We start from the raw sequence: 19094 nt of genomic DNA, 5'->3' as shown, positions 1-19094 counted from the left end.
GCGCGTCGGCCTGTCCGGATCAGGCCTGATAAACGCGGCGCCCGCCGACGAAGGTTCCGATCACCTTGCCCTGTAGCCGGCGTCCGTCGAACGGCGAGTTCTTGGATTTGGACTTCAGCGCCTCGGCGTCGATGACCACGGGCGCCCCCGGATCGAACAGCACCAGATCAGCCGGCGCCCCCGCCTTCAGCACGCCCGCGTCCAGCCCCAGCAGGCCCGCGGGGCCCGAGGTCAGCGGCCGCAGCACGTCCAGCAGGTCCAGGCCGTCCTCGTGATGCAGGGTCAGGGCGGCGGGCAGCAGGGTCTCCAGCCCGATCGCGCCCGGCGCCGCCTCGGCGAACGGACGGCGCTTGTCCTCGGCCGGGGCCGGGGCGTGGGCGGAGGTGATGGCGTCGATCAGGCCCTCGCGCACCGCCTCGATCAGCGCCTGCCGGTCGCTTTCGGGACGCAGCGGCGGATCCAGCCGGTAGAAGGTGCGGTAGTCGCCGATGTCGATCTCGTTGAAGCACAGGTGGTTGATCGACACCGAAGCGGCGACCTCCAGCCCCTTGCTCCGCGCCCGCGCCAGGGTCTCCAGCGCGCCCTCGGTCGAGATCTGGTCCACCAGGAACCGGGCCCCGGTCTGCTCCACCAGCGCCAGATCGCGCTCCAGCTGGATGCGTTCGGCGATGGCCGGAACGGAGGACAGGCCCAGCCGCGTCGCCAACTCGCCGCTGGTTGCCACCGCGCCTTCGCTCAGCCACGGGTCGGCCGGACGGCAGGCGATCAGGGCGTTGAAGGCGGCGGCGTAGCTCATCACCCGCTGCAGGGTGCGGGTGTTGGCGATCACATGGTCGCCGTCGGTGAAATACAGGGCCCCGGCCTCGTCCATCAGGCCGATCTCGGCCATGCGCTGGCCGTCGCGCCCCTTGGTCGCCGCGCCCGCCGCGCGGACGTTGACCAGGTTCAGCGCCGCGCCGCGCCGCTGGATGTGGTCGATCATCGCCGGGTCGTCGATGGCCGGGTCGGTGTCGGGCTGCACGACGATGGTGGTGACGCCGCCCGCCGCCGCCGACAGGCTGGCGGACTTCAGCGTCTCCTTCGGCTCGGCTCCCGGCTCGCCGGTCTTGACCCGGATGTCGATCAGGCCGGGCGCCAGGCACAGGCCGCCCGCGTCGATCGCCTCGACCCCGTCCGGCGCCTGGGCATGGGCGCCGTGGATCACCTCGGTGATGACCCCGTCGACGATCAGGACCGCGCCGGGGCCGTCATAGTCCGTGGCCGGATCCAGCAGGCGGGCGTTCAGGATGGCGAGGGCGCTCATTGGGCGGCTCCTTCGCGGCGCGCGGACAGGGCGGCCAGCACGGCCATGCGCGCGGCGACCCCCATCTCCACCTGGTCCTGGATCAGCGACACGGTCAGGTCGTCGGCCACTTCGGAATCGATCTCCACGCCCCGGTTCATCGGTCCCGGGTGCATCACCTTCGCACCGGGCCGGGCCCAGGACAGCTTTTCGCGGTCCAGGCCCCAGAAGCGGAAATACTCGCGGGTCGAGGGCACCAGCGCACCTTCCATCCGCTCCAGCTGAAGACGCAGCATCATCACGACATCAACGCCTTGCAGGCCGTCCTTCATGTCGTGGAAGACCTCGCAACCCCAGCGGTCGGCGTCGCCGGGCACCAGGGTCGGCGGCCCGATCAGCCGCACGCGTGCGCCCATCATCGACAGCAGGGCGACATTGGAGCGCGCCACCCGGCTGTGGGCGATGTCGCCGCAGATGGCGATCGTCAGTCCGCCCACGTCGCCGAACGCCCGGCGCAGGCTCAGCAGGTCCAGCAGAGCCTGGGTCGGGTGCTCATGGCGTCCGTCGCCGGCGTTCACCACCGCGCAGCCGACCTTCTGCGACAGCAGGGCCGCCGCGCCCGAGGCCCCGTGGCGCACCACCAGCACGTCGGGCTTCATGGCGTTCAGCGTCGCCGCCGTGTCGATCAGGGTCTCGCCCTTGGTGACGGAGGACGTCCGGGGCGACAGCGCCGTCACATCGGCGCCCAGCCGCTTGGCCGCGATCTCGAACGAAGCGCTGGTCCGGGTCGAGCTCTCGAAGAACAGGTTCATCACCGTCCGGCCGCGCATGATGTCCAGGGACTTCGCGCTCTGCCGGTTGAAGTCGACGAAGGCGTCGGCCAGGTCCAGCAGGGGCGGGACGGTCGCGGCGTTCAGATCGCCTGCGGACAGGAAATGGTCGCGGGGAAACGGCGCCAGCCGTTCGTGAATCAGGTCGGTGACATCAGGCTGGGTCATCGAGGCCCGCCTATAGGCGGTCGCTACGCCAAATGGAACAGCGCCAGCAGGATCGGAATGCTCAGTGCGCTGCCGACTGTGGTCAACGCCACGATCCCGGCCATCAGCGGGGCGTCGCCGCCCATCTGCCGCGCCAGGATGTAGCTGGCGGCGGCGCCGGGCGCCGCGCCGCACAGCAGGGCGATGCCCTGCGCCGTCTCGTCGCCGCCGTACAGGACGCACAGGCCCCACATCAGCGGCGGGGTGATTACCAGCTTCACGAACGACACCGCCCCGATGGTCAGCCTGCGGCGCGCCACCTCGGCGAAGCTCAGGCCCGCGCCCGCCACGATCAGGCCCAGCGGCAGGGCCGCCCCGCCCAGCAGTTCCAGGGTGTCGGAAATCCCCGGCAGGCGCGGCACGCCGCCCAGGTTCAGCGCCAGCCCGATCAGGCAGGCCAGCAGGATGGGGTTGGACAGGATCGCCTTCGTCAGCGCCCACGGCGACATCGACCGCTGGTCGGCGCCCCATTTCACCAGCACGATCACGCACAGGATGTTTGTCACCGGAATCATGGCCGCGATCACCACCGCCGCCAGCGCCAGTCCGTCGGGGCCGTAGACCGACAGGATGACCGGCAGGAAGACAAAGCTGTTCCACCGGATCGCGCCCTGGAAGACGCTGGTGTAGGCCGGGCCGTCGATCTTCATCAGCGGCTTGAGGGCCAGCGTCAGGGTCGCGATGATCAGCACCGAGGTGACTGAGGCCGCCCCCGCCGCGCCGGCGCCGCCGCCCGAGATGTCGGCGTTCCAGATCGCCGGGATCAGGAAGCCCGGGTACAGGATGTGGATCGACAGCTTCTCGATCGGCCGCCAGGCCGCGTCGGGCAGGAAGTCGGACTTGCGCAGGCCGTAGCCGATGGCGATCAGCACGAAGACGGGCAGGACCCCGGCCAGCAGCGCCGCCATCAGGGACGCAGCCGGTCCAGCGCGCCCTGCAGGATCCAGGCGGCGGCGGTGCGGTCCACCACATTGGCCCGGCGCTTGCGGTTCAGGTCCAGTTCCTCGATCAGGAAGCGCTCGACGGCGCTGGTCGACAGCCGCTCGTCCTGGAAGGCGCAGGGCACCGCGCGGATGCGTTGCAGATTGCGGGCGAAGGCGCGGCAGGACTGGGCGCGCGGCCCCTCACTGCCGTCCATGTTCAGCGGCAGGCCGATCACCAGTCCCGAGGCCCGGCGTCCATCCATCAGCTTCAGCACGGCGTTCGCGTCGTCTGTGAATTTGGTCTTGCGGATCAGCTGCAGCGGGCTGGCGATGATCCGGGTGGCGTCGGACGCGGCCACGCCGATGGTCTTCTCGCCCAGATCCAGTCCCAGCCACGGCGTGCCCGGGGGGGTCTGTTCGGCCAGTTCTTCAAGGGTCAGGACTGTCACACCGTCGCGGTAGGACTGGCGGTCGGCTGTGTCAAAGTGCAAACAGACCTATCGCTGATATGGGGAAGCATCCGATGAAGCATCCGCTCCTGTTCGTATCCGCCCTCGTCGTTCTCGCAGCCTGCGATTCCGGTACGGAGAGCCGCAAGGACGTCGTCCCGACCGTCGAGGCCCCGCCAGCCGCCGCCGAGCAGGCTGCGGTCACGCCGCTGGTCGCCGCCGGCCCGGCCGCCACGGTCCAGCCCTCGACCGACATGAACATCCAGTGGGCCGCCTCGGTCGTGCAGCTGGATACGCTGACGAAGCAGGGCGGGCCGACGGTCAAGCTGTTCGGCACGGCCGGCGGCGACCCGGCCATGAACGGCCTCTACACCGACATCGCCTTCTTCCGGCCGTCGTCCGAGGGCTGGGCCGTGTTCCGTATCGGCGACTTCCTCGACTACCGCGTCCTGTCCGAGGCCCCGGGACGCGTCGATCTGCAGAGCTCGGAGAGCGTCATGGACGAGGCGACCGGCCAGATCGGCCGTCGCGAGCGTCGTCTGATCGTCGCCTGGACGCCGGGCGCGGACGAGGCGCCGCCCGCGACCATCACCGTCACGCCGGCCCGGTGAGCGGGTCCGACGATCTGGCGCGCAACCGCGCGACGGTGGCGGGCTATGACGCCTCCGCCGAGAGCTATGCGGCGGAAACGGATCACGCGCCGACATCGGAGCATGTCGAGGCCCTGGAGCGTCTGGTCGCCGGGGTCGGGCCGGGCGGTCGGGTGCTTGAGGTCGCGTCCGGCCCCGGCTGGGACGCCGACCGGCTCGAGGCCATGGGCGTGCAGGTCCGGCGCACCGATCTGTCGGACGGCTTTATCGCCTTCCAGCGCGATCGCGGGCGCGTCGTCGAGTCTCTGGACCTGATCACAGGCGACCTTGGCGGGCCATGGGACGGGATCGTCGCGCTCTACGTCATCCAGCACATCGGGCGAGACCTGGTCGAGGGCGTGGTCGCCCGGATCGCGGCGGCGCTCCATCCGGGCGGAACGCTCCTGATGTCGTTTCAGGCCGGTGACGGCGAGCGGCTCTCGGAGGCGCCGGAAGGCGTCTATCAGGTGGTCCAGTGGGCCGAGGCGGCCATGGCGGCGCTCCTGTCGCGTCATGGGCTGTTGATCGACCGCCGCTGGGTGTTCGAGGGCCGGGAAGGGCAGTGGATCACGGTGATCGCGCGCCGAACGGAGGATGCCCGCCCGATCGGCGACGGTTAAGCTCCGGCTAACGCCTCATCGGCCAAGGTAAGCGCGGGACAAAACGTCCCGCGGCCGCGCCCCGCGTCCGCTCCGGAAAACTGGACGTACGTCGATGTCGCTGTTCAGCGTCAATACGAACGTGGGCGCCATGATCGCCCTGCAGAACCTCGCGGTGATCAACCGCGAGCTGCTGACGACCCAGAACCGCATTTCCACCGGCCTGAAGATCTCCAGCCCCAAGGACGACGGCGCCATCTGGGCCATCGCACAGGGACAGCGCGCGGAGTCCAAAGCCTACAACGCCGTCATCGCCTCGCTGCAGCGCGGGCAGTCCGCCGTCGATGTGGGCCTGGCCGCGGGCGAGACCGTCTCGGACCTGCTGTCCCAGATGCGCGAGAAGATGACGGCGGCGTCCGACACGTCCCTGACCACGGCCAACCGGCAGGCGCTGAACGAGGACTACAAGGCGCTGCGCAGCCAGATCGACATCGTCGTCGGCAACGCCGGCTTCAGCGGTCTGAACCTCGTCGGCCCGGCCGCCTCCGCCCGGGGCGTGAAGGCGCTGGCCGACACGCGCGGCGGGACCAGTATCGACGTCGACGCCATCGACCTGTTGACCTCCGGCGCGATCCTGTCAGGCCTGCCCGCCGATCTGATGAGCCTGAACAACGCGGTCGATCTGCCCAACATCGCCGCCGCCATCGACAAGGTCGGCCAGGCGCTGGGCAATCTCGGCACGGGCTCCAGGAAGCTCGACACCCACCTGACCTTCGTCCGCAAGATGCAGGACACCATCGACGCCTCCGTCGGCCGCCTGGTCGACGCCGACATGGCCAAGGAAAGCGCCCGCCTGCAAAGCCTGCAGGTGCAGCAGCAGCTGGCGATCAAGGCGTTGTCCATCGCCAGCCAGGCGCCGTCATTGCTACTCCAGCTCTTCCGCAACTGATTGCGCCCATCGGAATCCTTGTGAATCCGGGCCCGGACCGCTAATCCCGCCGGCTCAGGTTTCGCATTTGGAGGGCCGCATGGCCGTCGACGTCGCGACCGTGCGCAAGGTGGCGCACCTCGCTCGCATCAAGACCCCCGAAGAGCGGCTCGAGCCGCTGGCCCAGGAGCTGAACGGCATCCTGGCGTGGATCGAACAGCTGAACGAGGTCGACGTCGCGGGCGTCGAGCCCATGACCTCGAACGTGGCCCAGCCGCTGCGCCTGCGCGACGACGTCGTCACCGACGGCGCCAAGGTCGATGCGGTCCTGTCCAATGCGCCCAAGTCCGCCGACGGCTTCTTCGTCGTGCCCAAGGTGGTCGAGTAAGCCATGACCGACCTGACCAAACTGACCCTCAAGGCCGCCCTCGACGGCCTCAAGGCCCGCGACTTCTCGTCGGAGGAGATCACCCGCGCCTTCGTCGCCAACATCGACGCCGCCAATCCCAAGCTGAACGCCTATGTCGTCCAGACGACGGACAAGGCGCTGGACATGGCCCGGGCCTCCGACGCCCGTCTGGCCAAGGGCGAGGGCGGGGCGCTGGAAGGCGCGCCGCTGGGCATCAAGGACCTGTTCTGCACCGACGGCGTCCAGACGACCGCCGGCTCCAACATGCTGCGCGGCTTCGTGCCCCCCTATGAGTCGACCGTCACCGCCAACCTGTGGGCGGACGGCGCGGTCATGCTGGGCAAGCTGAACATGGACGAGTTCGCCATGGGCTCGTCCAACGAGACCTCGGCCTATGGTCCGGTCGTCAACCCGTGGAAGTCCTCGACCTCCAACGCCGAGCTGACCCCCGGCGGCTCGTCGGGCGGCTCGGCCTCGGCCGTCGCCGGCGACCTCTGCCTGGCCGCCACGGCGTCGGACACCGGCGGCTCGATCCGCCAGCCCGCGGCCTTCACCGGCACCGTCGGCATCAAGCCCACCTACGGCCGCGCCAGCCGCTTCGGCATGGTCGCCTTCGCCTCGTCGCTGGATCAGGCCGGGCCGATCACCAAGACGGTCGAGGACGCCGCCATCCTGCTGCGTTCGATGTGCTCGTTCGACGTCAAGGATTCCACCAGCCTGGACGTCGTGACGCCGGACTGGACCGCGAGCCTGGGCAAGGGCGTGAAGGGCCTGCGCATCGGCGTGCCCAAGGAATACGTCGTCGACGGCATGCCCGCCGAGATCCAGGCTCTGTGGGACCAGGGCGTCCAGTGGCTGAAGGCCGCCGGCGCCGAGATCGTCGAGATCAGCCTGCCGCACACCAAATACGCCCTGCCGACCTACTATATCGTCGCTCCGGCCGAGGCTTCCTCGAACCTGGCGCGCTACGACGGCATGCGCTTCGGCCACCGCGCGACGGACGCGAAGTCGTTGACCGACCTCTACGAGACCTCGCGCGCCGAGGGCTTCGGCAAGGAGGTCCAGCGCCGCCTGACCATCGGGGCCTACGTCCTCTCGGCCGGCTTCTATGACGCCTACTATGTCCGGGCGCTCAAGGTCCGCCGCCGCATCGCCCAGGACTTCGACGACGTCTGGGGCCAGGTCGACGCCATCCTGACGCCGTCCACGCCGTCAGCCGCCTTCGCCCTGGGCGACAAGCAGATCGACCCGGTGACGATGTACCTGAACGACGTCTTCACGGTCACCGCCAACCTCGCCGGCCTGCCGGGCATCTCGGTGCCCGCGGGCGTCGATTCCGGCGGCCTGCCGCTGGGCCTTCAGGTCATCGGCAAGGCGCTGGACGAGGCGACCGTCTTCCAGGTCGCCGACGTGCTGGAACAGGCCGCCGGCTTCACGGCCCGTCCGAGCAAGTGGTGGTGAGGGCCTAGCGCCCTTCCGCGTTCGGGAAGGGCAGGGTCCGCAGCCACGGCTCGGCGTCGGTGAGCCGGCTTTCGCCCGCCAGCCCGTCCTGGAAGGCGCGCAGGTTGCGATAGCTCGCCAGGATGACGACGCGGCGTCCCGGGTTTCGAGCGATCGTCTCCCGGGCGCGGGCGATCATATAGCCGTCCCACGCCGCCTGGCCCTCGTCGTCGCCGGGGCCGCCCAGCGCTCGCTCGCTCAGGACCGACGCCTGCATCAGGTCGCGCGTCAGCGCGTCGTGCGCGTCGGCGGGATGCCGCCAGTGCTGCAGCAGCGCCAGGGTCATGGAGCGGCGCAGGGCGTCCGCCCGTGCGGCGGCGGTCGGCTGCTCCGTATTGAAGCGGGCGTATTTCGCGCCGGCCGCCCCGGTCATCGCGGCGAAGACCTCGCCACCCGGCTCCATCGCCTCGACCAAGAGGGTTCGCCCGTCCAGCCATGGCCAGATCACCGCCGGATATTCGGGACGGCCGGGCGTCTCGGTACGGCCGGACAACTCGTCAGGCCGGGTTTCGACCAGCAGAACGTCCGGCTCAGCGGCGTCCAGGATCGTGCGCAGGTCGTCGTAGGAGAAGCTCGGCTCCCGTTCGTGCAGGCCGTGCAGCGGCGCCAGGATGACCACGGCGTCGGGCGCGAGCCCGTCCCGGGTCTGCGCGGAAGCGGCGCCGGCTGTGACGCAAAGCGCCAGGGCGAGGATGAGGCGGAGGAGGGGGCTGGTCATGTCGCCGGAATGCACCCGCGCCCACCGCGCCGGCCATGGCGGCGGGACAAGCGGGACCCGGGAGTGGACCGGCGGGTCAGGCGGCGGACACGGACGCCAGATTCTTGCGGTATCGGCGGCTCATCCGGACGACGTCGCCGGAGCGCAGCACCAGATCGGCGTCGCCGTGACCCCGGCTGCGCACCTCCCCGATGAGATCCAGCCTGACGATGGCGGCCCGGTGCACCCGCGCATACCGGTCCGCGGGAAGGCGTTTCTCCAGGTCGGCCAGCGGCTCGTCCACCAGCAGGGGGCCCTTGTCGGTCATGGCTTCGGCGTAGTTTCCCGCGGCGCGAAGCCACCGCACCGTGTCCAGCGGCAGGAAATGGATCACGCCTTTGCGGCGGACCTTGAGGAATGTGGGCGGCGTCGCCGCCGGGGGCGTGGGCTTGCGCCGCCATCCGGCCGCGACAAGGCCGACGTAGAACAGCGCGTTCAGGCCGATGTTCCGCACCAGCATGTGCCGCCCCATGCCCCACAGCGTCTCGTGCTGTCCGACGCCGTAGAGCGGCCAGTACGCCAGGCTGAACAGGGCGACATGCGCCACGCATGCGGCCACATACCCCAGCAGCAGGATGGAGAAACGGCGCCGCAGGCTCCCGCTCCAGCGGGCGTTCTGGACGGCCTCGAGGATGAACGGGGTCAGGACCGCCCAGACGGAGGCGATCGCCAGGCTGTAGCGGAACGAGGCTCCCCACGGCTGGGGCGACCCGCTGGAAAGGCTGGTGAGGTAGCCTTGCAGCGCCAGAACCGCCGCCACGCCGATCCAGGCCATGACGATCACCAGCGCCGTCCGCACCGGCCTGGAAAACGGAAGGAAGATCTCGCCCGACGTCCCCGGTGAGTCCCCCCGGTCACTGGCCACGCTCATCGATTTCCTCGTCCCGGACATGCCCTTGCCCGACACGACTACCATCCTCGCCGGCAAAATCATCCCGGCAGGCTAGACCAGCCCGTCCAGCGTCGGCGCCTCCGCCGCGCTGCCGGGGAACACCCGGCTGTCCAGCGCGGCGCGGTCCACCCCCAGGTGATCGCGCAGCACGCCCTTGAACACCGCCCGCACGTCGATGGTCGGCGCCAGGTCGCGGCCCTCGAACAGGCGGTTGTCGGCCAGGGTCGGCCAGTCGCCGATCAGGCCGCCGGGCTTCAGCGCCCCTCCCGCCACCAGCAGGGACGAGCCCGTGCCGTGATCGGTGCCCTGGGTCCCGTTGGCCCGCGCCGTGCGGCCGAACTCGGTGGCCACCACAACGACCGTATTGGCCCACTGCTCCCCCAGCCCGTCGTGCAGGCCGCCGATCACCTGATCCAGCCCGGTCAGCCGCGTCTGAAGCTGGCCGTTCTGGCGCGCATGGGTGTCCCAGCCGTCGACGGACAGGGCGACCACATCGGCCCCGTTGTCGCCGGTCATCAGCCGCGCCACCGCCTGTCCCAGTCCGTTCACGTCGTTGCGGCGCAGCGTGCTTCCATCCCCCGCCGCCATGGCCATGGCCTCGGTCTCCAGCCCGCGCGCCAGATTGCCCTGCAGCAACGGGTCGTCGACGTAGAGGTCCTGCAGCAGGGCCGCGATCCGGTCCTCGCCCTTCACCTGACCGCCGGGCGCCCAGCTGGACGTCTCCGCCGCGCCCCTCAGGATCAGCGGCGTCTGCGCCCCGACCGACAGCCCTTTCAAGCCGCCGCCGCCCGCCGCCGCCAGCGCGCGGTTCAGCCAGCCGTCGTTCTGCTCCCTCAGGCCCTCGCCGCCGTTCTCCAGCACGTCCTGGGCGTCGAAATGGGAGCGCACCCGTACCGGTATGGCCGCCGCCGGGGCGAAGCGCAGCTGGCCCGCGTCGTACATCGTCTTCAGGCCGGGCAGGGACGGATGCAGGCCGAAGCCGTCGCGCATCGCCAACGCGCCCTCCACCGCCAACCCGCCGCGCAGGGCCGCGTAGTTCGGATCGCCGTACGGCACGGTGACCGACAGCCCGTCCATGGCGCCGCGCGCGACCACCACCACCAGCTTCGGCCTGGGGCCGCGCGCCTGCGCGCCCGCCTGTCCGGCGAAGGCGAGGCCGATCCCGGCCATGGAGCCGCCCAGAAGCAGGCGGCGGTTCATCGTCAGATCGGTCATCGGCGCTGGAACTCCGGCGACATCAGGAACAGGGTGACGGCCTCGGCCCGGCTTTCGGCGCGGGCGATGAACTGGCGGCTGCGGTCGCTCAGCCGTTCGCCCAAGGCGCCTTGCGCCATCGCCACGGCGTCGCGCTCGGCGGCCAGGTCGCCCGCGGCCTTGGCCCAGTTCAGCCGCTTGACCAGGGCGTCCGGCCCGGCCCAGTCTTCCGCCGTGTCCGGCCAGCCTTCGGGGGAGGGGGCGGCGAAGGCCGGCTGCCCCATCTGCACCAGGGCCTGCTGGAGCGGCTGCACCCGCTGCGGCCGCGTGCCCATGGCGCGGTGCGAAGAGATCACGAACTCATAGGGCGTCTTCACCTTACGGGCCTCGGGCGCCCAGCTTTCGGGCGCGGCGATCAGCGCCCTGGCGACCACGGCCAGATCGCCGCCGGACCCGATCCAGGCCCGTTCCAGCGCGTTGACCAGCGCGGGCGGCGGCTCGTCGGCGACGAAGTGGACCGCGATCTTCCGCGCCAGCCGCCGGGCCGTCTCGGGCCGGTTGGACAGGTCCTTCAGGATGGCCCGGCCCTGTTCGGCGCCGCCCGCCGGATAGCGGCGGCCCATCACCGTCCGCTCGCCCGGCTCATGCACCACGGCGCGGAAGGTGAAGCCGTTCTCGCCCGGCTCCCCGGCCAGCATCGCCGCGCGGCGGCGGCCCTGGCCCCGGCCTTCCTCCTGCCGCCGCCGCGCCGCCGTCGACCATCCGGTCAGGGCGCGGGCGAACTCGGTCACGTCCGCCTGGGTGTAGCCGCCGTCGGCCCCGACCGTGTGCAGCTCCAGGATCTCCCGCGCCAGGTTCTCGTTCAGCCCGGCCTGCCGACGCTCCCCCGCCGGACTGTTCGGCCCGACCGACTGGGCCTGGTCCAGATACAGCAGCATGGCCGGATGGCTCTCGGCCGCCAGCGCCAGATCCTCGAACCGGCCGAAGACGTGCGGGCGGATGGCCTCGCGCTCGTACTGGCCCACGAAGACGGCGGACTGGAATTTGCTCGCCGAGGCGGTGAAGGCGTTGGCCCAGAACAGGGCCCAGCGCTCGGCGAAGCCCGCCTCGGTTTCGGCCCCCAGCTGGGCCCGGGCCAGGAACTCCCGCGCCGTGTCCTGAACCAGGTTGCGGCGGCTGTCGCGGCGGGCGTCGGCGGCCTCCTGCGCGGCGGAGGGCGGGACGTCCGCCGCCATCGCGGCGGTTCCGGCAGCGGCCGGGGCCTCGCGCATCCGCCGGGCCCGCGCCGCTTCCTCCTGATAATCCTGATAGGCCTCCAGCCGCTGTTCGGAGGTCTCGAACGCGCCCGCCGGGATCGGCGCGCCGCCGGGCCGCGCCTGGGCCTCCAGCCAGCCCCTCGGATCCGCCGCGACCGTCGCGATCTCGCCCGGTCGCGCGCCCATCCCGAAGCGGGTCAGGGCGACGGCGGCGTCCAGCGGTCCGGTGCGGGTCATCAAGGCCTCGGTTCGGTGCGCGATAGGGAATGAACGGCCCGCGAACCCTGATCCGTCGCCGCATCGATGGGAAGCCGATTTCCAACCCCCGATTTCTTGACCCCGCCGGGCCGGTAGGCCATCTGGACCCCATGACCGACACCGTTTCGAACACCAAGACCATCCAGGGCCGCACCGGCCCGTGGGAACTCGTCATGGGGCTGGAAATCCACGCCCAGGTGGCGTCGAAGGCCAAGCTCTTCTCGGGCGCCGCCGTCGGCTTCGGCGCGGGTCCGAACGAGCAGGTGTCGCTGGTCGACGCGGGCTTCCCCGGCATGCTGCCGACGCTGAACAAACACTGCGTCGAACAGGCGGTGAAATCGGGCCTCGGCCTGAAGGCGCAGATCAATCTGCGCAGCCAGTTCGACCGCAAGAACTACTTCTATCCCGACCTGCCCACCGGCTATCAGATCAGCCAGCTCTTCTATCCGATCGTCGGCGAAGGCGTCGTCGAGGTCGAGGCCGAGGACGGCTCCTTCTTCAACGTCGGCATCGAGCGCCTGCACCTGGAACAGGACGCGGGCAAGCTGATCCACGACCTGTCGCCGACCGAAAGCTTCGTTGACCTGAACCGCGCGGGCACGGCCCTGATGGAGATCGTCTCGCGCCCCGACATCCGTTCGCCGGATGAGGCGGTCGCCTACGTCAAGAAGATCCGCACCATCCTGATGTACCTGGGCACCTGCGACGGGGACATGGAGAAGGGCAACCTGCGCGCCGACGTCAACGTCTCGGTCTGCCGCCCCGGCCAGTACGAGAAGTTCAAGGCCACCGGCGACTTCAGCCACCTGGGCACGCGCTGCGAGATCAAGAACGTCAACTCGTTCCGCTTCATCTCCCAAGCCATCCAGTACGAGGCGCGCCGCCAGATCGAGATCCTCGAGGACGGCGGCAAGATCGACCAGGAGACCCGCCTCTACGACCCCACGGCCGGCGAAACCCGTTCCATGCGGTCCAAGGAAGAGGCGATGGACTATCGCTACTTCCCCGACCCCGACCTGCTGCCGCTCGAGCTGGAGCAGGCCTGGATCGACGAGATCAAGGCCGGCCTGCCGGAACTCCCGGACGAGAAGCGCCGTCGCCTGATGAGCCAGTACGGCCTGTCGCAATACGACGCCGTGGTCCTGATCTCGGATCAGGCCAAGGCCGACTATTTCGAGCAGGCCGCGAAGGGCCGCGACGCCAAGCTGGTGTCCAACTGGGTCACCAACGAGGTCTCCGCCCGTCTGGCCGCCGACGGCAAGGACTTCAGCGAGAACACCCTGCCGGCCGCCCATGTGGCCCAACTGGTCGAGCTGATCGAGACCAATGTGATCTCGTCCAAGATCGCCAAGGAAGTCTTCGACCACGTCTGGAACGGCGAGGGCAGTCCGGCTGAGGTCGTCGAGAAGCACGGCCTCAAACAGGTCACCGACACCGGCGCCATCGAGAAGGCCGTCGACGACATCATCGCCGCCAACCCCGACAAGGCCGCCGCCGTCGCCGAGAAGCCCCAGGCCCTCGGCTGGTTCGTCGGCCAGGTCATGAAGGCCACCGGCGGCAAGGCCAATCCGGCCGCGGTGAACGACATCCTCAAGACCAAGCTGGGCCTCTGAAACGCAAATCGGGGCCGCGTTCGCCGCGGCCCCGATCGCTTGTCTCCACCTGCTCCTAGAAAGACGCGGTGACGCTCAGCGTGACCGTGCGCGGCGCGCCGTAGAAGCCGATGACCGAATCCCCGGTGATCGCGCCCGGGAAGTTGTAGCCGCCCGCGCGATAGCGCTCGTCGCCCAGGTTCCGGCCGGCCAGGCTGACGCGGTAGCCGCCGTCCGGGGCGGTCCACATCAGGGTCGCGTCATAGAGCCAGTAGGAGCCCTGATCGAGCAGCGGAATGGCCGTCTCGAACATCTGGGTCGCGCCGCGGTACGAGGCGGTCGGCGTGAAGATCACCGAACCCTTGTCGCCCAGGTCCAGGCTGTAGGGCAGGGCGACCGAGGCGGTCCAGTCGGGCGTGTTCTGGAATTTGCGCTGGTCGGCCATGTTCTCGCGCAGGCCGGTCAGCGGGTTGAAGGTGACGAAGTCGTTGAACTGCGCATCCAGGTAACCCAGCGTCAGGCGCGGGATGAAGCTGTCCGTGATCCGCGCGCTGGCCTCCAGCTCCCAGCCCCAGATCTCGCTGGACCCGGCGTTGTCGACGAAGCTGACGACCGAGGCGGGCGGGATGAAGAACTGCGAGGTGATCTGCTGGTCGGTGTAGTCCGACTTGAACAGGGCCGTGGCGAAGTTGACGCGGCGGTCCAGCAGCGAGCCCTTCAGGCCGATCTCATAGGTGTCGACCAACTCCGGCTGATAGCCCTTCACCGTGTCCGGATAGAGGGAGGCGTCGCCGCGCATGTCGAACCCGCCCGACTTGAAGCCGCGCCCGAAGGAGACGTAGCCGGTCAGCTCGGGGGTGAATTTGTAGCTGGCGCTGACCCGCGGCGTGAACTCCGAATAGGTGTCCGAGGCGCTGTATTTGGTCGACGGCGCGCCCGCCGGAATGGCGCCGGCGTTGCCGAAGAACGGGCTGCGGACGCCCAGGTAGTTCTGGCGCAGCTGGGTGACGCTCTTCTCGTCCCGCGTCCAGCGGCCGCCCAGCGAGATCGACAGCTGGTCGGTCAGGTCGTAGCTGAAGTCGGCGAAGACGGCGAAGCTTTCGGTGTCCACCTTGCCGCCGGTGTAGGTGGTCAGGCCCGCGGGCAGGCCCGGCCCCATGCTGGGATACAGGCCGATCACCGTGTCGAACGCCCCCTCGGCCGAAGCGTCCATGTAGAAGATGCCCGCCACGCCCTGCCAGCGCTCGCCCTGGAACAGCAGCTGGAATTCCTGGGTGAACTGGCTGTCGGCGTAGTAGCCGGGGATGTCGAGGATCGGCTGCGGCAGGCCGTCGAAATCGATGCCGTCGCCCTTGGTGTCGCCGTCCCGCCAGGCGGTCACGGACTTGAAGGTCAGGCTGTCGCTCGCCGCCCATTCGCCGGTGAAGGACAGGCCCCGCGTGCGCACATAGCCGTCGTCGCCGATGCCGGCGCGGGTGTCATAGACGCTGTCCGGCGACGGCGCGACGATGCGATAGCCGTGGCGGGCGTTGGACTCATCCTCGGTGATGTCGCCCGACAGGCGGAAGAACAGGTCCTCGGACGGCGTCCACTCCAGGCTGACGCGGCTCGCGGTGACGTCCTTGTTGTAGTGCTCGGCGCCCGTGGTCAGGTTCTCGCCATAGCCGTCGCGGGTGTAGCGGGCGATGGCCCCGCCGATGCGCAGGGTGTCGGTCAGCGGGGTCGAGCCCGAGGCGATCAGGTCGACCTGGTTGTAGCTGCCGTAGGCGCCGCGCAGGGTCAGCTCCGGCTCCTGGCTCAGACGCTTGGTCACGTATTTGATCGCGCCGCCGATGGTGTTGCGGCCGTACAGCGTGCCTTGCGGACCGCGCAGGACCTCCAGGCGCTGGATGTCGAAGATGTCCAGCACAGCGCCCTGCGGCCGGGCGATGTAGACGTCGTCCACATACAGGCCCACGCCGGGCTCGAAGCCCCACAGCGGATCCTGCTGGCCGACGCCGCGGATGAAGGTGGTCAGGGTCGAGTTGGTGCCGCGCGCGATCTGCACCGTGGCGTTCGGCGTCTGCTGCTGCAGGGCGGTGATGTCCAGCGCGCCGGTCTGTTCCAGCCGCTCGCTGCTGACGGCGGTGACGGCCACCGGCACATCCTTCAGCGACTCCTCGCGCCGGCGGGCGGTGACCACCACCTCGCCCAGGTCGGCGGCCTGTTCCTCGCCGGCCGGCGCCTCCTGGGCCAGGGCGGGCGCCGCAAACAGCGGGGCCGTCAAAAAGACGCTGCTCATCAGCGCCAGGCGCAGTTGTCCTGTCTTCCGCATCGGTCCGTTTCCTCATCCACGCGCCGGCGTTGATCGCCGCTGATCTGGATTGGGCCGGACGGTGAGCCACGAACGGCCACGCTGTCAACATTCTTCATTTTCTCATGAATGATGTTTGCCGAAGCCGCTCGACCGGGCCAAGGTGAGCGTCCACATTCGAGGACTTGAGCGCGACGCAGATCGCGCCGGGATGGAAACAGATGGCTCAGATCAACACCGGCGCGCCCGGTCCCGTCGCGCATACACAGGCCGGCGCCCTGCGCGGACGGCGCGAGGGCGCGGCCCATGTCTGGCGCGGGATCCCCTATGCCGCGCCGCCGGTCGGCGACCTGCGCTGGCGGCCGCCCCAGCCGCATCCGCGCTGGGAGGGGCAGCGTGACGCCGCGGCCTTCGGCTTCGCCCCGCCCCAGGCCGGGCCCTCCGATGTCGCCGACATTGTCAGCATCGGCGGCGCGCCCGAACCGACCTCGGAAGACTGCCTGACCCTGAATGTCTGGGCCCCGGCCGAGGCCACGACCCCGGCGCCGGTGATGGTCTGGCTGCACGGCGGCTCGAACCGGATGGGGGCCGGATCGCTGCCCTTCTACGACGGCGCGGCCTTCGCCCGGGACGGAGTAGTGCTGGTCACGGTCAATTACCGGCTGGGCCAGCTCGGCTTCTTCGCCCATCCCGCCCTGACCGCCGAAGCTCCGGCGGACGAGCCGCTCGGCGCGCCGGGCCTGCTGGATCAGATCGCGGCCCTGGAATGGGTGCGCGACAGCATCGCCGCCTTCGGGGGCGACCCGGCCAACGTCACCCTGTTCGGGGAATCGGCGGGCGGGCTGGACATCCTGGCCCTGATGACGGCCCGGCGGGCGAGGGGGCTGTTCCACAAGGCGGTCGTCCAGTCCGGCGGCGGCTGGCTGCCTGCCGCGCCCCTGAAGGCGGCTGAGGCCAAGGGCGTGGCCGCCGCGACGGCGCTGGGCCTGGCCGATCCCGACGCCGCCGCCCTGCGCGCTGTTCCGGCGGACCGGCTGGTCGCGGTCGAGTCCGCCTTCGGGCCGGTGATCGACGGCCGGCTCCTGACCCGCGACCCGATCGGCGCCTTCGCGAGAGGGGATTTCGCCGACGTGCCCCTGATGATCGGCGCCAACAGCGGCGAGGACTCGCTGCTCAACTACGGCGGCGGCCTGAAGCGGTTCGGACAGATGATCAAGCCGAACGCCGCCCTGGCCCGTCTCTATCCGGAGGCCGACGGCGACGAGGAGCAACTGGTCCGCCTGGGCTTCCGGGACTTCGGCTTCGCCGGTCCGGCCCGCTGGATCGCCGGCCGTCCGCGACGGTCGAAGGCCTGGCTCTACGCCTTTGACTATGTTGAAGAAGCTCGGCGCGAGACCATGCCGCGCGCCAACCACGCCGCCGAGATCTTCCATGTCTTCGAGACGCTGGACCGCCGCCCGGACGGCGCCCCGGCCGCCACCGAAGCCGACCGCGCCGTCAGCGCCGGGATGCACGCCCGCTGGATCGCCTTCGCCCGGGACGGCTCGCCGGGCGAGGACTGGCCCGCCTACGACCCCCGCGGCGACGACTGGATGGTGTTCGACGCCACGCCCGGCGGCCGGGTGCGGCGCGGCTGGTGGCGGGCGGCCCTGGATCATCATACGCGCAAGGCCAAGCTGCTGATCCTGCTGCTACGCGCGCGGGATCGCCTGAGACCGGTGTTCTCGGGTACAAGAGGGTGATGACCGACACCGCCGCCCGGCCAAAATCCACCCGACCCCGGGTGCCGCTCAAGCCCAAGGCCCAGCGCCGCGAGGAGACCACCACGCGCATCCTGGACGCGGCCGAGCGCCTGTTCGCCCGCGACGGCCTGCACGGCGTGACGCTCCGGGCCGTGGCCGCCGAGGCGGGCGTCGATACGGCCCTGGTCCACTACTATTTCGAGGACAAGGCCCGGCTGTTCACCTCGACCTTCGGTCGTCGCGCCGAGGTGGTGAACCAGATGCGGCTGGAAAGCCTGGACCGCTACGAGGCCGAGCACGGCGACGCCATGACGGTGCGCGGCGTCCTGGACGCCTTCCTCAGGCCCCTGTTCCTGCTGCTCAACGAGGGCGATCCGGCCTGGCTGAACTACGCCGCCCTGGTGGCCCAGGTGAACAACACCCCGGTCTGGGGCGGCGACACCATGCACCAGCATTTCGACCCGGTGATCCACCGCTTCATCGGCCTGCTGCGCCGCGTCTCGCCCGACACGCCCGAGCGCCAGCTGTTCTGGTTCTACCACCTGCTGTCCGGCGCCCTGACCCTGTCGCTGGCCCAGACGGGCCGGATCGACGTCCTGTCCGACGGCCTGTGCAAATCCTCCGAGATGGTCGCCATCTGCGACGCCATGGAGGCGGTCTTCACCGGCGGGTTCGAGGCCATCCGCCGCTGACGTTTGCGCACGAAGAAGCCCGCCCGGATCGCTCCGGGCGGGCTCTTTCATTCCGGCGGTCTTAATTCGACAGCAGCGAGATGATCACGCCGGTGGCGATGGCGGCCAGCACCACATCGCCGGTGTCGGTGCGGTAGTAGCCGTAGCCGCGCGGGGGCGGGGCGTAGCCGTAGCGGCGGTAGTCGTTCACGTACCAGCGGCTGCGGTATTCGCGCGGAATGGCCTGGCCGCGGGCCCAGCGACGATACTCGCGACGCTGATCACGTTCCCAGCGGCGCTGGTCACGCTCCCAGCGGCGATAGTCGCGGCGATCATGACGGTCATACCGGTCATAGCGGCCGTCACGGTCGTAGCGCCGCTCATAGCGGTCGTGGCGATCATGGTCGCGCCACGACTGGGCGGCGGCGGCCATGGGGGTGGCGACCACGGCGAGGGCCGCGAACCCGGCGATCAGGGCTTTGTTCGTCTTCATCATGCGTCTCCTTGCAGGTCGCCGCCGACCCGAAGGACGACAGCGGATGAACCAACTGAGGAGAAGTTTCGGCCCCCCGCCATGAACCCCCGCTGAACGGGGCCGTCAGGGTTAAGACGGTTCGGAGTCCATTGGCCGCTCCCTCCGGGCCTTGCTAGACGACACCTCGTTGAGTCGTTTTCGGAGGGGC

19 protein-coding genes are annotated in these 19094 nt (G+C 70.0%); 9 read left to right on the top strand and 10 right to left on the bottom strand.

Features of this window, described 5'->3' with window-relative positions:
- Positions 1 to 19: 19 nt before the first annotated feature.
- Genes pyrC through ruvX form a run of 4 tightly spaced genes read right to left on the bottom strand, consistent with a single transcriptional unit; the run spans position 20 to position 3691 of the window.
- Complete coding sequence (gene pyrC / locus AC3WRV_RS10670; RefSeq protein WP_492313219.1) at positions 20 to 1303, bottom strand: dihydroorotase; 1284 nt, start codon at positions 1301 to 1303, stop codon at positions 20 to 22.
- Positions 1300 to 2280 (bottom strand): aspartate carbamoyltransferase catalytic subunit, encoded by a 981-nt coding sequence (locus AC3WRV_RS10665; RefSeq protein WP_492313218.1) that lies wholly within the window; start codon positions 2278 to 2280, stop codon positions 1300 to 1302. Before AC3WRV_RS10665 ends, pyrC begins: the two co-directional genes overlap by 4 nt.
- A 23-nt stretch (positions 2281 to 2303) precedes the next feature.
- Positions 2304 to 3227 carry an AEC family transporter gene (locus AC3WRV_RS10660; protein WP_492313217.1) on the bottom strand — a complete coding sequence of 308 codons (924 nt, stop codon included), beginning with the start codon at positions 3225 to 3227 and terminating at the stop codon, positions 2304 to 2306.
- Positions 3227 to 3691 carry a Holliday junction resolvase RuvX gene (gene ruvX / locus AC3WRV_RS10655; protein WP_492313606.1) on the bottom strand — a complete coding sequence of 155 codons (465 nt, stop codon included), beginning with the start codon at positions 3689 to 3691 and terminating at the stop codon, positions 3227 to 3229. The genes AC3WRV_RS10660 and ruvX overlap by 1 nt, the downstream gene beginning before the upstream one ends.
- Before the next feature lie 74 nt (positions 3692 to 3765).
- Here ruvX and AC3WRV_RS10650 point away from each other — a divergent pair, with 74 nt between their 5' ends.
- The 5 genes from AC3WRV_RS10650 (at position 3766) to gatA (ending at position 7717) form a co-directional block, all read left to right on the top strand.
- A complete protein-coding gene (locus AC3WRV_RS10650; RefSeq protein ID WP_492313216.1) occupies positions 3766 to 4302 on the top strand; it encodes a hypothetical protein in 537 nt (178 codons plus the stop codon).
- Positions 4299 to 4940 carry a class I SAM-dependent methyltransferase gene (locus tag AC3WRV_RS10645; protein ID WP_492313215.1) on the top strand — a complete coding sequence of 214 codons (642 nt, stop codon included), beginning with the start codon at positions 4299 to 4301 and terminating at the stop codon, positions 4938 to 4940. Before AC3WRV_RS10650 ends, AC3WRV_RS10645 begins: the two co-directional genes overlap by 4 nt.
- Positions 4941 to 5034: 94 nt before the next feature.
- Entirely contained in the window at positions 5035 to 5868 is an 834-nt protein-coding gene (locus tag AC3WRV_RS10640) for a flagellin (RefSeq protein WP_492313214.1), read from the top strand.
- A gap of 79 nt (positions 5869 to 5947) precedes the next feature.
- A complete protein-coding gene (gatC, locus tag AC3WRV_RS10635) occupies positions 5948 to 6235 on the top strand; it encodes an Asp-tRNA(Asn)/Glu-tRNA(Gln) amidotransferase subunit GatC (RefSeq protein WP_492313213.1) in 288 nt (95 codons plus the stop codon).
- Between the two features lie 3 nt (positions 6236 to 6238).
- Positions 6239 to 7717: an Asp-tRNA(Asn)/Glu-tRNA(Gln) amidotransferase subunit GatA gene (gene gatA, locus AC3WRV_RS10630; RefSeq protein WP_492313212.1), complete on the top strand. Its 1479-nt coding sequence runs from the start codon at positions 6239 to 6241 to the stop codon at positions 7715 to 7717.
- Between the two features lie 4 nt (positions 7718 to 7721).
- Here gatA and AC3WRV_RS10625 read toward each other — a convergent pair whose 3' ends face one another.
- Complete coding sequence (locus AC3WRV_RS10625; protein WP_291840306.1) at positions 7722 to 8474, bottom strand: hypothetical protein; 753 nt, start codon at positions 8472 to 8474, stop codon at positions 7722 to 7724.
- A 76-nt stretch (positions 8475 to 8550) separates the two neighbouring features.
- Positions 8551 to 9288 carry a LytTR family DNA-binding domain-containing protein gene (locus AC3WRV_RS10620; RefSeq protein WP_291840315.1) on the bottom strand — a complete coding sequence of 246 codons (738 nt, stop codon included), beginning with the start codon at positions 9286 to 9288 and terminating at the stop codon, positions 8551 to 8553.
- Here AC3WRV_RS10620 and AC3WRV_RS10615 point away from each other — a divergent pair.
- On the top strand, positions 9287 to 9460 hold the full coding sequence (locus tag AC3WRV_RS10615) for a hypothetical protein (RefSeq protein ID WP_492313211.1): 174 nt from the start codon (positions 9287 to 9289) through the stop codon (positions 9458 to 9460). The two genes, AC3WRV_RS10620 and AC3WRV_RS10615, sit on opposite strands and share 2 nt — an antisense overlap.
- Here the strand turns inward: AC3WRV_RS10615 and AC3WRV_RS10610 are convergent.
- Together AC3WRV_RS10610 and AC3WRV_RS10605 are read right to left on the bottom strand one after the other, a co-directional pair.
- Positions 9457 to 10620, bottom strand: coding sequence for a DUF1501 domain-containing protein (locus tag AC3WRV_RS10610; protein WP_492313210.1), 1164 nt, complete (start codon positions 10618 to 10620; stop codon positions 9457 to 9459). The two genes, AC3WRV_RS10615 and AC3WRV_RS10610, sit on opposite strands and share 4 nt — an antisense overlap.
- Positions 10617 to 12092, bottom strand: a complete 1476-nt coding sequence (locus tag AC3WRV_RS10605; protein WP_492313209.1) for a DUF1800 domain-containing protein — start codon at positions 12090 to 12092, stop codon at positions 10617 to 10619. Before AC3WRV_RS10605 ends, AC3WRV_RS10610 begins: the two co-directional genes overlap by 4 nt.
- 131 nt (positions 12093 to 12223) lie before the next feature.
- Here AC3WRV_RS10605 and gatB point away from each other — a divergent pair, with 131 nt between their 5' ends.
- The gene (gatB, locus tag AC3WRV_RS10600) at positions 12224 to 13726 is read left to right on the top strand and encodes an Asp-tRNA(Asn)/Glu-tRNA(Gln) amidotransferase subunit GatB (RefSeq protein ID WP_492313208.1); all 1503 of its coding nucleotides are present in this window, start codon (positions 12224 to 12226) and stop codon (positions 13724 to 13726) included.
- 55 nt (positions 13727 to 13781) lie between these two features.
- On the opposite strand, the gene AC3WRV_RS10595 is transcribed toward gatB, so the two are convergent.
- Entirely contained in the window at positions 13782 to 16019 is a 2238-nt protein-coding gene (locus tag AC3WRV_RS10595) for a TonB-dependent receptor (RefSeq protein ID WP_492313207.1), read from the bottom strand.
- 200 nt (positions 16020 to 16219) lie between these two features.
- Between AC3WRV_RS10595 and AC3WRV_RS10590 the strand changes: the two genes are divergently transcribed.
- A complete protein-coding gene (locus AC3WRV_RS10590) occupies positions 16220 to 17740 on the top strand; it encodes a carboxylesterase/lipase family protein (protein WP_492313206.1) in 1521 nt (506 codons plus the stop codon).
- Positions 17740 to 18432: a TetR/AcrR family transcriptional regulator gene (locus AC3WRV_RS10585; RefSeq protein ID WP_291836287.1), complete on the top strand. Its 693-nt coding sequence runs from the start codon at positions 17740 to 17742 to the stop codon at positions 18430 to 18432. Before AC3WRV_RS10590 ends, AC3WRV_RS10585 begins: the two co-directional genes overlap by 1 nt.
- Before the next feature lie 61 nt (positions 18433 to 18493).
- Here AC3WRV_RS10585 and AC3WRV_RS10580 read toward each other — a convergent pair whose 3' ends face one another.
- Positions 18494 to 18904, bottom strand: a complete 411-nt coding sequence (locus tag AC3WRV_RS10580) for an RcnB family protein (protein ID WP_291836284.1) — start codon at positions 18902 to 18904, stop codon at positions 18494 to 18496.
- Between the last annotated feature and the right edge of the window lie 190 nt (positions 18905 to 19094).

The sequence above is a fragment of the Brevundimonas sp. EU05-FHT14B11 genome (assembly GCF_058790835.1).
The sequence above is the reverse complement of the archived record's forward strand: the minus strand, read 5'-3'. Positions and strand labels throughout refer to the sequence as shown.